Here is a 15,495-nt window from a genome sequence, read left to right as displayed (position 1 = left end):
TGTGAAGCAGTTCGATACTTTCCTCGGCAAGAAGGGCAGCACGCCCGCCTCCCCGACCGGTCAGCCCCTGGTCGACGTGCAGGGCCTGCGGGTCACCGCCCGCAAGGACGATGGCAGCTCGGTGGAAATCGTCAAGAACGTCGATTTCACCGTGGCGCGTGGCGAAGTGCTGGCACTGATCGGCGAGTCCGGCTCCGGCAAGACCACCATCGCCCTGTCGCTGCTAGGCTACGCCCGTAGCGGTTGCCAGATCGCCGGCGGCCAGATCCGCATCGGCCAGCGCCAGATCGACCAGATGGATGAAAAGGCGCTGCTGGCCATGCGTGGCCATCATGTGGCCTATATCGCCCAGAGTGCGGCGGCGGCCTTCAACCCGGCGCGTACCTTGATGGATCAGGTCATCGAAAGTGCCCTGCAACATGGCGTGATGGACAAGGCCAGCGCCCGCGCCAAGGCGGTCGAGCTGTTCCGCGCACTGGCACTGCCGAAACCCGAGAGTATCGGCGACCGGTATCCGCACCAGGTCTCGGGCGGCCAGCTGCAGCGCGTGATGGCGGCCATGGCCCTGATCACCGACCCGGAACTGGTGATCCTGGACGAACCCACCACGGCTCTGGATGTGACCACCCAGATCGAGGTGCTGCGCGCCTTCAAGAAGGTGGTCAAGGAACTTGGCACCACCGCTGTCTATGTCTCGCACGACCTGGCCGTGGTGGCGCAGATGGCCGACCGCATCATCGTGCTGCGCGATGGCGCCGTACGCGAAATGGGCAGCACCGGACAGGTGCTGCATGAACCCGCCGACAGCTATACCCAGAGCCTGATCGCCGCCGTCTCCCCGGCCACGCGGGTGGCGCAGCTACGTGAAGTGCTGCCGGCCAGCATGCCGGCCGAGGCCAGGGCGCCGCTCTTGCGCATCAGCGGCCTGGTGGCCGGCTACGGCGCCCCGGACCGCCTGGGCCTGCCTGGCGTGCGCATTCTGGACGACATCAACCTCACCATCCAGCGCGGCAGCACGGTGGGCATCATCGGCGAATCCGGCTCCGGCAAGACCACCCTGGCACGCGCGGTGGCCGGCATGATCGCCCCGGCGCGCGGCAGCATCCAGCTCAATGGACAGAACCTCTCGCCGACCCTGGAGGGGCGCACCCGCGAACAGTTCCGGCGGGTGCAGATCGTGTTCCAGAACGCTGATACCGCCCTCAACCCGGCCCACAGCATCGGCCGCATCCTCAACCGCCCGCTGGCCTTCTATCACGGCCTCAAGGGCGATGCCATGCGGCGTCGCACGGCCGAACTGCTGGACCTGGTCAAACTGCCCTCCAGCGTGATCGACCGTCTGCCGGCCGAACTCTCCGGCGGCCAGAAGCAGCGCGTGAACCTGGCCCGCGCCCTGGCCGCCAAGCCCGACCTGATCCTGTGCGACGAGGTGACCTCGGCCCTGGATACGGTGGTGGCTGCCGCCATCCTGGAATTGCTGGCCGAGCTGCGGCGCGAGCTGCAGGTGTCCTACATGTTCATCAGCCACGACATCAGCACGGTGCGAGCCATCTGTGACGACATCGTGGTGCTCTATGCCGGTCGCATGGTGGCCAACCGCCCGCGCGAGGCGATGATGGCGCCGCCTTACCACCCGTATTCGCACCTCCTGCTGTCGTCGGTCCCGGCCATGCAGCAGGGCTGGCTGGAACAGGTGGCCGGGGCCGGCCAGCACAAGCTGCCGCCCATCGGCGCGGCCGACCCGTCGCCTGAGATCTGTGCCTTCCTGCCGCGCTGTTCGCTGCGGGTGGATGGTGTCTGCAACGTGGTGCCGCCGCGTCGCCGCAACATGGAACATGGCGGCGAGATCCTGTGCCATCGCTCCGACGCCGACCTGCAGCAGGCGCAGGCGCCGCTGCTGCCGGTGGAAGGCGTGACGGTCTGATCCCGGCACCGGTATTCGAATTCAAGGCCAAGTCGATTGGCCAACCCATAGGAGAAGAAATGTCTGCAGCGTTGGTGTTGTACCGTGCCTCTGGCGCACCCTTGTCCACCCCGTTCCGCCCGGCTGCGCTGGGTCAGGCCGATCCCTTTGCCGCTTCGCGTGAAATCGCCTGGCAGGGCAATGGCGGCATGAGCGCCGGACGGCTGCGCCTGGATGGCGCGTTTGCAATCGATATCACCCGTTTCCCGCACCAGGAAACCCTGGTAGTGGTGCAGGGCGAACTGCATGTCGAGACCGAGGGCGCCGCGCCGCTGGTGCTGAAACCCGACAGCGGTGTGGTGCTCACCACCGGTGCCGCGCTGCGCGTATCGGCCCCGGTGCCGACGCTGGTGGTGTTCTGCGCCGCCGATTGCCCGCAACCGGTGCAGCCGGGCGTGTTCCCGCTGGTGGCCGAGGCCGACTTCAAGCCCTCGGCCAATTCCCTGCCCAAGGAGATCCTGCTGGGGCCGGTCCCGCAATGCCGCAGCGACAACGTGGTCGATGAGACCTCCATCCACGCCAAGATCGGCACCTGGGATTCCACCCCTTACCACCGTATCGTGCGCGCCCATCCGGTCAATGAATTCATGCACATCCTCGATGGCGGGGTGCGTTTCGCCGAGCCCGATGGCAGCGTGGTGGCGGTGGAGCGGGGCGATGCCGTGTTCGTGCCGCAGGGTGCGTCCATCGGCTGGGAGAGCAGCGAGCGCGTGGCCAAGTTCTATGTGGTCCAGAGCGTGCCGGCCGGGGAGGGCAAGTAAGATGTCGCCCCCACTCGTCCAAGTCCAGAGCCCGACCACGCCGCCTGCTGCAGCCGACGTGGTCATCATCGGTGGCGGCATCATCGGCATCTTCACCGCCTACTACCTGGCCAAGCGCGGCATCTCGGTGGCCGTGGTCGAAAAGGGGCGCATCGGTGCCGAGCAGTCCAGCCGCAACTGGGGCTGGTGCCGCCAGCAGAACCGCGATGCCCGCGAGCTGCCCATGGCGACCAAGAGTATCGACCTGTGGGAGCAGTTCGCCGCCGAGAGCGGCGAGGACACCGGTTTCACCCGCTGCGGCCTGCTCTACCTGTCCAACGATGACGAGGAAATCAATCGCTGGGCCACCTGGGGCAAGTTCGCCAAGAGTGCCGGCGTGACCACCTATATGCTCGACAGCAAACAGGCCGCCGAACGCGGTCACGCCACCCGACGTCCCTGGAAGGGTGGGGTGTTCTCGCCCACCGACGGCACTGCCGATCCGGGCAAGGCGGCACCGGCGGTGGCGCGCGCGGTGATGAAGCTGGGCGGCCACGTGATCCAGCAATGCGCGGCGCGTGGTATCGAAACCGAAGGTGGACGTGTCTCCGGCGTGATCACCGAAGCCGGCGTCATCAAGACCCGCACCGCCATCCTGGCCGGCGGCGCCTGGGCGTCATCGTTCTGCCACCAGCTGGGCATCCGTTTTCCGCAGGCCTCGGTGCGGCAGTCCATCATGAGTGTGGCGCCGACCAGCGAGCCCTTGCCGGGCGCGCTGTACACCTCGGGTGTGGCGGTCACGCGGCGCAGCGACGGCTCTTATGCACTGGCCATCAGTGGTCGGGCGCGGGTCGATCCGACCTTGCAGTTCCTGCGCTTTTCGCCGCAATTCCTGCCGATGTTCGCCAAGCGCTGGCGCAACCTGTCGCCGGGTGGCCTGCAGGCCTGGCGCAGTGGTCACGAGAGCCTGTCGCGCTGGCGCCTGGATGCGCCCACGCCGATGGAACACATGCGCATCCTGGATGCGCCGGCCGATCCGGTGTCCATCCGTGCCACCCATCGCCGCGCCATCGAACTGCTGCCCGAGCTGGCAGAGGCCCGCGTCACCCATACCTGGGCCGGCTATGTGGATAGCACGCCTGACGGCGTGCCAGGCATCGGCGAATTGCCGCAGACCCCGGGGCTGATCCTGGCGGCCGGCTTTTCCGGCCACGGTTTCGGCATCGGACCGGGCGCCGGGCACCTGATCGCGGACCTGGCCAGTGGCGTTACGCCCATCGTCGATCCGCGCCCCTATCACCCGAATCGCTTCAACGATTCGTCCTGGGGCAAGGTGGCGGACTTCTGAGGCGCCCCCCGGCCGCTCTTGTCAGCGACGCCAGGGAACCGGATCGAAGGCGCGCCGGGCCGCTTCCAGGAAGACCCGCTGGCGCGTGGTCAAGCCCTCGCGCCCGGGCAGCAGCGCCATTACGGGGGCCGGCTCCAGCTGCCAGCCGGGCAGGATGCGGGCAAGGCGGCCCTCGGCCACCAGATGGGCGCAATCCCATTCGGAACGCGCCACGAAGCCTTCGCCGTCGAGCGCCCAGTCGCGGGTGATGGTGCCGTCATTGGACGAGAGCATGCCCTTGAGCTTGACCGTCAGGGCCTTGCCGGTACGCCCTCCGGCACGGTCCACGGGAGTGAAGCGCAGGCGACTGACGTCGTCGTCGTTCTCGCGCAGGCAGACATAGGGATACTCGGCCAGTTCGGACGGATGTTTCAGGCGCTGCATGCGTCGTGCCAGCGTCGGCGCGGCGCACAGGAAGCGTTCGTTGGGCGCCAGGAAATGCCCGACCCATGAAGAGTCCTTGACGCGCCCGATGGAGATCACGGCATCGGCACCGGTGGCGGCCGACAGGGGACTTTCGGCCAGCAGCAGGGAAATCGCCAGCTGCGGGTGGCTGCGCTGCAGATCGCGCACCAGCGGTGCCACATGGCGGCGACCGAAGCCGAACGGGGCCACCACCCGCAGCGATCCGCTGATCTGGGTCTCGCCAATGGACCCGCCGCGATCGGCCTCGCGCGAGATGCTGGCGGTGAGCGATTCGATGCGCTCCAGGATGTCCATGGACTCCTGCACCAGGCGCTGGCCTTCGTCGGTCAGGGCGATGCCTCGCGCAGCGCGGTGCGCCACGCGCACGCCGATGCGATCCTCGATGCGCTGCAGGCGCACCGTGACGGCAGGCGGCGTCAGGTCCAGCAGGCGAGCGGCGGCGGCCAGCGAAGACGACGCGCCAAGGGCGCGCAGCAGTTGCATGTCATCGAGTTGCAGCATTAAAGACCTCTTAATGGTGAATTGAACGGATATTAAACATGGATGAGCGCCATCTGGCTACAGTCCATCCAGGGAAACTGCGGTCGCATAGCGTTTTGCTTTCCGGTTTCTTATCTGTTTTCTGACTTTTCACTTCGATCAATGGACCTCATGAATCACGATACCGATCCCCACCGCTACCCGGTCACCCTCAACCCGGTCGGCCTGGCCACGCCCGGCGGCCACTACAGCCATGTCGCCAGCGGCAACGGCATGTTGTTCATCTCCGGCCAACTGCCCATCGATGCCAGCGGCCACAAGCTCACCGAGGCGTCCTTCGAAGTCCAGGCACGGCAGGTGCTGGCCAATGTCGAGACCGCCCTCACCGGTGGCGGCAGCGAGATCGGCAAGCTTCTGCAGGTGCGCATCTACCTCACCGACGTGGCGCACTGGCCCCTGTTCAACCAGATCTATGCGGCCTGGGCCGGCGCTGCCCGTCCGGCACGCGCGGTCGTACCGGTACCGGCCCTGCATTTCGGTCTGCAGATCGAGGTCGAGGCGACCGCGCTGCTGTGAACACCTGGCTTTGCGATCAGGACCGCCCCCAACCCAAGGACATCCCGACATGACCCTCCACGCTTCTGCCTCACTTCCGCTGGACCACCTGGGCCGCACCGCCCGGCTGGCGCATTTCTATATCGATGGTGCCTGGGTGCGCCCGCAGGGCAGCGAATGCGCCAGCGTCATCGCCCCGGCCACCGAAGCGGCGGTCGGCGAGATCGCGCTGGGCAATGCTGCCGATGTGGACCACGCGGTGCAGGCCGCACGACGGGCCTTCCCAGCCTGGGCCGCGACTTCGCCGGCCGAGCGCGCCGCCTTGCTGGGCCGCGTGCATGCCTTGCTGCTGGAACGCAGCGAACTGTTCGCCCAGGCGCTCACGCTGGAAATGGGCGCGCCCATCAGCTATGCCCGCAACGCCCACGTGCCGCTGGCGGCCGAGCACCTGCGCGTGGCCCGCGACAACCTGGCCGACTACCCCTTTATCCGCCCACGCGGCACCACTGCCATCGTGCGCGAGCCCATCGGCGTGTGTGCCCTGATCACGCCCTGGAACTGGCCGATCTACCAGATCACCGCCAAGGTCGGCCCGGCACTGGCGGCCGGCTGCACGGTAGTGCTCAAGCCCAGCGAACTGTCGCCGCTGTCGGCGCTGCTGTTCGCCGAGATCGTGCATGAAGCCGGGGTGCCGGCCGGGGTCTTCAACCTGGTCAATGGCACCGGCGCCGAAGTCGGCGCGGCCCTGTCCGTGCATCCCCAGGTGGACATGATTTCCATCACCGGCTCCACCCGTGCCGGCGTGCTGGTGGCGCAGGCGGCGGCAACCACCGTCAAGCGCGTGGCGCAGGAACTGGGTGGAAAATCGCCCAACCTGGTGCTGCCGGATGCCGACCTGGAGCGCGCCATCCCGCCCGGGGTGGCGGCCGCCCTGCGCAACATGGGCCAGTCCTGCAGCGCGCCCACGCGGCTGATCGTGCCCCGCGTGGCGCTGGATCGCGTGCATGCCCTGGCGCTGACAGCGCTGGCGCAGATGAAGGTGGGCGATCCGTGGCAGGAGGCCACCACCCATGGCCCGCTGGCCAATCGCGCCCAGTTCCTGCGCGTGCAGCAGATGATCGAGGCCGGCCTGCAGGATGGCGCCCGGCTGCTGGCCGGCGGTCCCGGACGCCCGCAGGGGCTGGAGCAGGGCTTCTATGCGCGGCCCACGATCTTCTCGGACGTGCATACCGACATGGTGATCGCGCAGGAGGAAATCTTCGGCCCGGTCCTGGCCATCCTGCCCTACGACAGCGTGGAAGAAGCCATCGCCATCGCCAATGACAGCGTCTATGGCCTGGGCGCCCATGTGCAGGGGACCGACAAGGACCAGGTACGCGCCGTGGCGGCCCGCATCCAGTCCGGCCAGGTCCACCTGAACTACCCGGCCTGGGACCCGCAGGCGCCTTTCGGCGGCTACAAGCAGTCCGGCAACGGCCGCGAATACGGCGTCGAGGGCATGGAAGAGTACATGGAAGTGAAATCGATCCTGGGCTATTACGCCTGATTGCCTGCCGAACCGGAGACAGAGCCGCATCATGGAACACACCCCCCATCAGCACGACAGCCTGCAGCCGCATCTGGCCCACTGGGCCGGCCTGCGCCGCGACCTGCATGCGCATCCCGAACTGCGCTTCGAGGAACATCGCACCGCCGACGTCGTCGTGCGGGAACTGGAGTCACTGGGCTATGCCGTCACCCGTGGCCTGGGTGGCACCGGCGTGGTGGCCAGCCTGCCGGGCAGCGACCCGCAGCGCGGCATCGTGCTGCGCGCCGACCTGGACGCCCTGCCCATCACCGAGGCCAATGACTTCGCCCATGCTTCCTGCTCGCACGGCGTCATGCATGCCTGCGGCCACGATGGCCATACCGTCATGCTGCTGGGTGCGGCCCGGGTGCTGAGGCAGATGCCGACGCTGGCGGGCAGCGTGCACTTCGTGTTCCAGCCGGGGGAGGAGGGTGGGGCGGGGGCGCGCAAGATGATCGAGGATGGCCTCTTCGAACAGTTCCCGACCGAGGCCGTGTTCGGCATGCACAACTGGCCGGGCCTGCCGGCCGGGCAGTTCGGCCTGCGCACCGGTCCCATCATGGCCGCCGGCTCGCGCCTGAAGATCACCATCACCGGCAAGGGCGCGCACGCGGCCCAGCCGCATCTCGGGCTGGACCCGATTCCGCTGGCCTGCTCCATGGTCTTGCAGTGCCAGACCATCGCCGCCCGTCACAAGGACCCGGTCGATCCGGCCGTGATCTCGGTGTGCATGTTCCATGCGGGTGATACCGACAACGTGATTCCCGACCGCGCCGAGCTGCGCGGCACCATCCGCACGCTCTCATCGACCCTGCAGCAGAAGTTGCAGGAAGACATCCGCCGCATGTGTCATGCGCTGGCCGACGCCTATGGCGCGCAGGTGGAGGTGGAATTCTTCCAGTACTACCCGGCCACCATCAATACACCGGCCGAGACCGAGTTCTGTGAACGGGTGATCCGCACCACCTTCGGCGATGCGCGCATCCACACCGGCATCCCCGCCAACATGACCTCGGAGGATTTCGGTTTCATGCTGGAGGAGCGGCCGGGGACCTATGTCCTGATCGGCAATGCGCCGCAGGACCGCAGCTCCCATTCGCTGCACCACCCGCACTACGACTTCAACGATGACATCATCGAAGAGGGCGTGCGCTACTGGGTGGCGCTGGCGCAATCCTATTTCGACAGCGGCCTGAACGGCGCGGCGCCTACCAGCCGTTGAAGCGCGGCCAGGTCGTCACGCTGCCGTCGGCGGCGATGGCCTGATAGTGCGGGTACTGCGCACCGGTGGCGCAGGCGTGGTTGGGCAGGATGCGCAGGCGCGTCCCGATCGGCAGGTGCTGTGCGATCTGGCTATCCGGGCTGCCCTGGCGCGAGAGGATGCCGTGCTCCTGGTTGGCGCCGCTCATCAGGTAGCCTTGCAGTACCTGGCCATCCTCGGTGCAGACTTGGCCATAACCGAAATCCTGGCGGCGTCCTTGGGTACCCCGGTCGCGGCTCATGGCCATCCATCCGGCATCGACAATGGCCCAGCCTTTCTCGGGCTGGTGGCCGATCACAGTGGTCAGCACGCTCAGCGCGATGTCATCGAGCGTATTGACTCCTACGTTGTACATCACCAGATCGAACATGGCATAGACCCCGGCCCGCACCTCGGTGACACCACGCAACTGTTCGGCGCGCAGGGCGGTCGGGGTGGAACCGATGCTGACCACCTCGCACGGCAGGCCGGCGGCGCGCAGGCGTTCGGCGGCGCGTACGCAGCCGGCGCGTTCCTGTTCGGCCACGGCGATGAGGGCGGCATCATTGTCATGGTCGTAGCTGGAGCCGGCGTGGGCCAATACCCCGCCCAGGCGCATGCCGCCTGCGTGCAGTATCGATCCCACGGCCAGCAGCACGGCATCGTCCGGGGCGATGCCGGAGCGATGACCATCGACGTCGATTTCGATCCAGACTTCAAACGACGCATCGTGCTCCCGGCCGAAGGCCACGATGGCCTCGGCACAGGCCACGCTGTCGGCCACGATCTTGAGATCACAGCCCTGGCGACGCAGGGCCAGCGCCTGCTCCAGCTTGGTGGGCGCCATGCCTACCGCATAGACGATGTCGCCGATGCCGGCGGCAAAGAACTGCTCGGCCTCCTTCAGGGTGGAGACGGTGATGCCGCTCGCCCCGGCCTGCAATTGGGCCTGCACGACCTGCTGGCACTTGGTGGTCTTGACGTGGGGGCGGAAGCGCACGCCCAGCGCATCCATGCGCTGCTGCATGCGGGCGATGTTGCGCTCCATGCGGGTGATGTCTATCAAGGCGGCGGGCGTGGGCAGGGATGCCAGGCTCATGGGGAACTCCTGAAGATTGCACGTGAAGGAGTGCTGACTATAGGAGATGCACCCGGGGCTGTGCTTAATGCTCATTGAATCCAGCATTAAACGGTCGTTAATGAGCCTGCGCGTGCCTCCGAAAGACGGGCTGGCAGGGAAGACCCCGGTTCAGGCCTGCTCGAACTGCCGTATCGTCTCCAGCACGTTGGCCGTCGCCTTGTCCAGGCCGGGCAGGGCACGATGCGCCACGCCGATGTGGCGCTTGAGTACCGGGGAGAGGGGAACGATGCGGATATCCTTGTGGCGCTCCAGTTCGGCGGCCAGGGGCTGTTCCAGCGGCAGGACGGCAGCGCCGTAGCCGGCCGAGACCAGGCTCTTCATGGCCTCGTTGTAGTTGAGCTCGATACGCGCGCGCGGGTTTTCCCCGGCCTCGGCAAACCAGGCCATGGTCAGGCGATACATTTGCGTGGTCGCGTCGTTGAAGATCATCGGCTTGTCCACCAGCCAGCCCGGCTTGATGGCAGCCGGTGATTTCCATGCGGCCGGCAGGAAGGCCATCATGCGGTCACTGCGCCAGTGCGTGATCAGGATGTCCTTGGAAGACTGGATGGGGGTGGCCACCAGGCCGATGTCGAGCGTGCCTTCCTGCAGGCGCGCCATGGTCTCGTTCGAGCCCAGGATGTTGACCTCCACATCGATGCCGGGAAAGCTGCTTTCCAGCTTGCGCAATACGCGCGGCAGCAGGTTGACCACCACCCCCGTCGACGTCCCCAGCCGTACCCGTCCCACCTTGCCTTCCACGTGTTTTCTGGTCACCTCCAGCAGATCGTCGGCGTCGCGCAAGAGGCGTCTGGCGCGGTCGATGACCAGCGCGCCCAGGGCCGTGGCCTGTACCCGGCGACTGCCGCGCATGAGCAAGGCACCGCCCAGGCGCGCCTCAAGATCGCTGACATGCAGGCTGATGGTTGGCTGGGCCAGGTGCAGCGCATTGGCGGCGGCCGAAAAGGTCCCCAGGTCGACGATGTTGACCAGTGTGCGCAACTGGTCCAGGCTGAGTTCTCGCATCAGGTTTCCTGATAATAGATGTCATCAAACTCAATTTTACCAATAGCCTGGATTGCCTGATCATGTGCGCATTCAACCAAGGAGAAGTCCATGTGGCCTATCGTCAGCCAGGTCCTTGCCCGCATGCTCGGGGACTACAGCCGATCACGCGGCGATGCGGCCGTCGAGATCAGGGGCATGGATGCCCGCGAACTCAATGACCTGGGCATCGGTGCCAGCGAAGTCGATTACGTGCTCAGGGATGGCCGCCAGGAGGCTGGCTCCCGCCTGCTTCCCGTCCATCTGCCGTAGGGATGAGGCCCTAGTCCAGCTTGAACTTGCCCACCACCGCAGCGAGGTTGCCGGCCTGGCCCTTGAGTGAATCGGCGGCGGCTGCCGCCTGTTCCACCAGGGCGGCGTTCTGCTGGGTGGTCTCGTCCATCTGCGTGATGGCCAGGTTCACTTCATTGATGCCGCCGCTCTGTTCCTGAGTGGCGGCGCTGATCTCGGCCACCACATCGGTCACGCGCCGCACGCTGGCGACCACCTCGTTCATGGTGCTGCCGGCGCGTTCCACCAGGGCGCTGCCGGCGCTGACCTTCTGCACCGAATCGTCGATCAGTTCCTTGATCTCCTTGGCTGCTCCGGCCGAACGCTGGGCCAGCGAGCGCACCTCCGAGGCCACCACCGCGAAGCCGCGGCCCTGTTCGCCGGCACGGGCTGCTTCCACCGCTGCGTTCAGGGCCAGGATGTTGGTCTGGAAGGCGATGCCGTCGATCACGCTGATGATGTCGGCGATGCGGCGCGAGCTTTCGGTGATGCCTTCCATGGTCTGCACCACCTGGCCCACCACCTCGCCGCCCTGGCTGGCGATGTCCGAGGCAGTGGCTGCCAGCTGGTTGGCCTGGCGGGCGTTGTCGGCGTTCTGGGTCACGGTGGAGGTGAGCTGCTCCATGGCCGAGGCGGTCTCTTCCAGCGAACCGGCCTGCTGCTCGGTGCGGTTGGACAGGTCCAGGTTGCCGCGGGCGATTTCGTTGGAGGCGGTGGCGATGGTGTCGGTACCCTGGCGCACCTCGTTGACGATGTCGCGCAGGCTTTCATTCATGGCGCGCAGGGCTTCCATCAGGCGGCCGGTTTCATCGCGCCCGGCCGGGCGAATGCGCAGCGTCAGGTCACCGCGCGCCACGCGCTGGGCGATCTCCACCGCTTCCTTGAGCGGGCGCGCCACATTGGCGGCCACCACGAAGGCCAGCAGCGAACCGATCGCCACGGTCGCCAGCAACAGCCCGCCGATCCAGCGCTGGGCGCCACGGAATACACCGGTGGCTTCTTCGTCGGCCCGGCCGCTGCCGCTGGCGTTGATCTTCACGATGGCGTCCAGATTGCCCACCATGGCGCCATACAATCGCGCCGATTCGCCCTTGAAGAGGACGCGGGTCTCGTCGTATTGCTGGTTGGCCGCCATCTCGGCCAGTTGCTCATCGACCTTGATGTAAGCGGCCAGGTTCTTGCCGAACCGGGCGTACTGCTCCTTTTCCTGCGGCTCGGACATGCGTTGTTCGAAGACGGCGCGTTGCTTGGCCAGGGCCTCCAGGCGCGTCTTGATGGCCTGGTTGGCGGCGGCGCGCTCCTGCGGGGTGACGGCGGTGACCAGTTCCAGTTCGGTCAGGCGCAGCGGCGGCAGCGAACCCTGCAGCTCGCGCGCGGCATCCATGGTCGGCATCCACTTGGTGACGATCTCGCCGGAAGCGTTGTTGACCTGCTTGAGCTCCTTGATGGCGAACAGGCCCTGCAGCAGGGTCAGTGAGATCACCACGGCAAAGGACAGGGCCAGCTTCCTGGCGATGTTGAGGTTGTAGAACCAGATCATGTCTTCCTCGCGTTCGATTGCTATCGTTGTTGGTATCGGACCCTGGCGATGCGATCGAAGCGGAGCCGCCCGTTTGGCGTGCGGGCGTGCGGGCGCGAGAAGCTAGGAGCGGCGGCCGGCCCGGATGGGCGGTCGCGGCGAGCAATGAAGTGCTGGTGATGTCATGCTGTCATGCCGTCACGAAGCGTCTGCTTCCTGCCCATCCTGTCTCTCTTCTTGCCGCCGGCCTCCCTGTGCTGCCGGCGTTTGCTTGTTCGATGGTCGCATGGCTGAATCGCCAATGATAGTAATCAGCGGCAAGACTTCCATCCAATGAAATTATTCTTTCGGGCAATGCGCGATTTGATATCGATTTGCAGCCCGTTCCCGTCGGTCGCGGCATTGGCTGTCGAGGGACGAAAAAAAAGACCGGGCGAACCCGGTCTTTTCTGGCTGCCCAGGGCCTGGCTCAGGCCTTGGACTTGCCGTCCTGTGCCTTGGCCGCTGCCAGCGCGGTCATGTTGAGGACGCGACGCACCGTGCTCGACGGGGTCAGCACATGCACCGGGGCGGCCGCACCCAGCAGGATGGGGCCGATGGTGGTGCCCTGACCGCTGCTGGTCTTCAAGACGTTGAAGAGGATGTTGGCGGCATCCAGGTTGGGGCAGACCAGCACATTGGCCGCGCCGGTGAGACCGCTGTCGGCCAGGCCGACGTTGTTGCGGATCTTTTCCGACAGGGCGGCGTCGCCGTGCAGTTCACCGGCCGATTCCACTTCCGGGGCCAGCTTCCTGAAGGCTTCATGCGCCTGCGCCATCTTGCGGGCCGACGGGCGCGAGGAGCTGCCATGGTTGGAGTGCGACAGGAAGGCGACCTTGGGCGGCACGCCGAAACGCGCCACTTCCTCGGCGGCGGCCTTGGCGATGCGCGCCAGTTGCTCGGCGTCCGGGGTGTCGTTGACGTAGGTATCGGTGATGAAGAGGGTCTGGTCCGGCAGCAGCACGGCGTTCAATGCCGCGAATTCCTGGGCGCCGTCCTTCAGGCCGATGACCTTTTCCACATGCGCCAGGTGGCCGTCGTAGTTGCCGTCCAGGCCGCACAGCATGGCATCGGCGTCGCCGGCCTTGACCATCAGCGCGGCCAGCAGGCTGCCGCTGGCACGCACGTCGGCTTCGCTGCCGCCCTGGTATTGCGCGGCGTAGGCGGCCACGCGGGCATCGCTGGCGGGGTTGATGACTTGCACGTTCTGGCCGATCTTCAGGCGCAGGCCAGCCTTCTTGATGCCGGCTTCGATGGCGTCCGGGCGGCCGACCAGGATGGGCGCGGCCAGGCCTTCGTCGGCCACGAACTGCACTGCGCGCAGGACGCGCTCATCTTCACCGTCGGCATAGACCACGCGCTGCGCGGCCACCTTGGCGGTGTTGAAGACGGGCTGCATGAACATGCCGGTCTGGTAGATGAAGCGGGTCAGCTCTTCGCGGTAGGCGGCGTAGTCCTTGATGGGACGGGTCGCCACGCCGGACTCGGCGGCAGCCTTGGCCACGGCCGGGGCGATCTTCAGGATCAGGCGCGAATCGAAGGGGGTCGGGATCAGGTAGTCGGCACCGAACACCAGTTCCTTGCCGGGATAGGCGGCGCTGACTTCGGCGCTGGTCTCGGCCTTGGCCAGGTCGGCGATCTCGCGCACGCAGGCCAGCTTCATGGCTTCGGTGATCTTGGTGGCGCCGCAGTCCAGCGCGCCACGGAAGATGTAGGGGAAGCACAGCACGTTGTTGACCTGGTTCGGATAGTCCGAACGACCGGTGGCGATGATGCAGTCCGGGCGCACCGACTTGGCCAGTTCGGGGCGGATTTCCGGTTCCGGGTTGGCCAGGGCCAGGATGATGGGCTTGTCGGCCATGGTCTTGACCATCTCGGCGGTCAGCACGCCCGGGGCCGAGCAGCCCAGGAAGACGTCGGCGCCGTTGACCACGTCGGCCAGGGTGCGCGCCTCGGTCTTGATGGCGTAGCGTTGCTTGGAAGCGTCCAGGCCGCCGGGGCGACCTTCATAGATGACGCCCTTGCTATCGACCATGAAGACGTTCTCGCGCTTCACACCCAGGCCGATCATCACTTCCACGCAGGCAATCGCGGCTGCGCCGGCGCCGGAGACGGCGATCTTGACGCTACCGATGTCCTTGCCGACCAGTTCCAGGCCGTTCAGCAGGGCGGCCGAGGAGATGATGGCGGTGCCGTGCTGGTCATCGTGGAAGACCGGGATGTTCATGCGGGCCGACAGCTTCTGCTCGATGTAGAAGCACTCGGGGGCCTTGATGTCTTCCAGGTTGATACCGCCCAGGGTAGGCTCCAGCGAGGCGATGATCTCGACCAGCTTGTCCGGGTCGGTCTCGGCCAGTTCGATGTCGAACACGTCCACGCCGGCAAACTTCTTGAACAGGCAACCCTTGCCTTCCATCACCGGCTTGGATGCCAGCGGACCGATGTTGCCCAGGCCCAGCACGGCGGTGCCGTTGGAGACCACGGCCACCAGGTTGCCGCGCGAGGTGTAGTCGAAGGCTTTCAGCGGATCGGCTTCGATATCCAGGCAGGGATAGGCCACGCCCGGCGAATAGGCCAGCGACAGGTCGCGCTGGTTGGACAGCGGCTTGGTGGGGCGGACTTCGATCTTGCCGCGCGACGGGGTGCGATGGTATTCGCGGGCGGCGTCACGCAGGAGTTGCTCGGCGGCGGAAATTTGTTGGGTCATGATCTTGATGAGGGATTAACGGTCTTGAGGAAGCGAGGGCCGGATGCAGGCGGCTCGCGTTCGCTGGTCTGGTTTCCTGGTCTGAATGCGGCGGGCCGATCGCGCAGGGTGCTGCGTTCTCGTCGGCTCGGATAATGGGTACGGGAACCGGTGACCGGCTCCACGCGCCTGCCTCCGCCCGCTCCGGGCTTGTGGCCGCCGGAACGGGTGCGGGGAGGGGGATATTACCTAAAATTTCAACATTCGGGTTTTTTGTGCGTACGTCGGCTTTGAGCGAAGTCTTGTCGGCTGTCTGTTACAAGCTGTTTCCATCTCGTTGATTGTCGACACATCTCTTCGAGAGGAAGGCGCGCATAATCCATTTGTCGGCGATCCCGTTCGTCCATGGGTTGAATGTGGGTCGCTGTGTCTACATTT

12 protein-coding genes are annotated in these 15,495 nt (G+C 66.3%); 7 read left to right on the top strand and 5 right to left on the bottom strand.

Annotated elements, in window-relative coordinates:
* Window position 1: 1 nt before the first annotated feature.
* Genes BTM36_RS12820 through BTM36_RS12810 form a run of 3 tightly spaced genes read left to right on the top strand, consistent with a single transcriptional unit; the run spans window position 2 to window position 4,051 of the window.
* On the top strand, window positions 2–1,924 hold the full coding sequence (locus BTM36_RS12820) for an ABC transporter ATP-binding protein (RefSeq protein WP_077236573.1): 1,923 nt from the start codon (window positions 2–4) through the stop codon (window positions 1,922–1,924).
* Between the two features lie 59 nt (window positions 1,925–1,983).
* Window positions 1,984–2,724: a cupin domain-containing protein gene (locus tag BTM36_RS12815; RefSeq protein ID WP_077236572.1), complete on the top strand. Its 741-nt coding sequence runs from the start codon at window positions 1,984–1,986 to the stop codon at window positions 2,722–2,724.
* Window position 2,725: 1 nt separating this feature from the next.
* The gene (locus BTM36_RS12810) at window positions 2,726–4,051 is read left to right on the top strand and encodes an FAD-binding oxidoreductase (RefSeq protein WP_006463787.1); all 1,326 of its coding nucleotides are present in this window, start codon (window positions 2,726–2,728) and stop codon (window positions 4,049–4,051) included.
* Window positions 4,052–4,072: 21 nt separating this feature from the next.
* Here BTM36_RS12810 and BTM36_RS12805 read toward each other — a convergent pair whose 3' ends face one another.
* On the bottom strand, window positions 4,073–5,017 hold the full coding sequence (locus BTM36_RS12805; protein ID WP_006463786.1) for a LysR substrate-binding domain-containing protein: 945 nt from the start codon (window positions 5,015–5,017) through the stop codon (window positions 4,073–4,075).
* Between the two features lie 150 nt (window positions 5,018–5,167).
* Between BTM36_RS12805 and BTM36_RS12800 the strand changes: the two genes are divergently transcribed.
* The 3 genes from BTM36_RS12800 to BTM36_RS12790 are packed head-to-tail and all read left to right on the top strand — an operon-like array spanning window position 5,168 to window position 8,340.
* On the top strand, window positions 5,168–5,572 hold the full coding sequence (locus tag BTM36_RS12800) for a RidA family protein (protein WP_077236571.1): 405 nt from the start codon (window positions 5,168–5,170) through the stop codon (window positions 5,570–5,572).
* Window positions 5,573–5,621: 49 nt separating this feature from the next.
* The gene (locus BTM36_RS12795) at window positions 5,622–7,097 is read left to right on the top strand and encodes an aldehyde dehydrogenase family protein (RefSeq protein ID WP_077236570.1); all 1,476 of its coding nucleotides are present in this window, start codon (window positions 5,622–5,624) and stop codon (window positions 7,095–7,097) included.
* Window positions 7,098–7,128: 31 nt separating this feature from the next.
* Window positions 7,129–8,340, top strand: a complete 1,212-nt coding sequence (locus tag BTM36_RS12790; protein ID WP_077236569.1) for a M20 aminoacylase family protein — start codon at window positions 7,129–7,131, stop codon at window positions 8,338–8,340.
* On the opposite strand, the gene BTM36_RS12785 is transcribed toward BTM36_RS12790, so the two are convergent.
* Both BTM36_RS12785 and BTM36_RS12780 read right to left on the bottom strand, forming a co-directional pair.
* Window positions 8,327–9,457 carry a DSD1 family PLP-dependent enzyme gene (locus BTM36_RS12785; protein ID WP_077236568.1) on the bottom strand — a complete coding sequence of 377 codons (1,131 nt, stop codon included), beginning with the start codon at window positions 9,455–9,457 and terminating at the stop codon, window positions 8,327–8,329. The genes BTM36_RS12790 and BTM36_RS12785 overlap by 14 nt on opposite strands.
* Window positions 9,458–9,607: 150 nt before the next feature.
* Complete coding sequence (locus BTM36_RS12780; RefSeq protein WP_077236567.1) at window positions 9,608–10,504, bottom strand: LysR family transcriptional regulator; 897 nt, start codon at window positions 10,502–10,504, stop codon at window positions 9,608–9,610.
* A 90-nt stretch (window positions 10,505–10,594) separates the two neighbouring features.
* Here BTM36_RS12780 and BTM36_RS12775 point away from each other — a divergent pair, with 90 nt between their 5' ends.
* A complete protein-coding gene (locus BTM36_RS12775) occupies window positions 10,595–10,795 on the top strand; it encodes a hypothetical protein (protein ID WP_077236566.1) in 201 nt (66 codons plus the stop codon).
* A gap of 10 nt (window positions 10,796–10,805) precedes the next feature.
* On the opposite strand, the gene BTM36_RS12770 is transcribed toward BTM36_RS12775, so the two are convergent.
* Together BTM36_RS12770 and BTM36_RS12765 are read right to left on the bottom strand one after the other, a co-directional pair.
* Window positions 10,806–12,353 (bottom strand): methyl-accepting chemotaxis protein, encoded by a 1,548-nt coding sequence (locus BTM36_RS12770; protein ID WP_077236565.1) that lies wholly within the window; start codon window positions 12,351–12,353, stop codon window positions 10,806–10,808.
* 448 nt (window positions 12,354–12,801) lie between these two features.
* Window positions 12,802–15,078: an NADP-dependent malic enzyme gene (locus BTM36_RS12765; RefSeq protein WP_077236564.1), complete on the bottom strand. Its 2,277-nt coding sequence runs from the start codon at window positions 15,076–15,078 to the stop codon at window positions 12,802–12,804.
* Window positions 15,079–15,495 lie beyond the last annotated feature (417 nt).

Origin of the sequence: Herbaspirillum sp. VT-16-41 (genome assembly GCF_001994935.1) — a bacterium.
Lineage (GTDB): Bacteria > Pseudomonadota > Gammaproteobacteria > Burkholderiales > Burkholderiaceae_D > Herbaspirillum > Herbaspirillum frisingense.
This window is presented reverse-complemented; position numbering and strand designations above follow the sequence as displayed.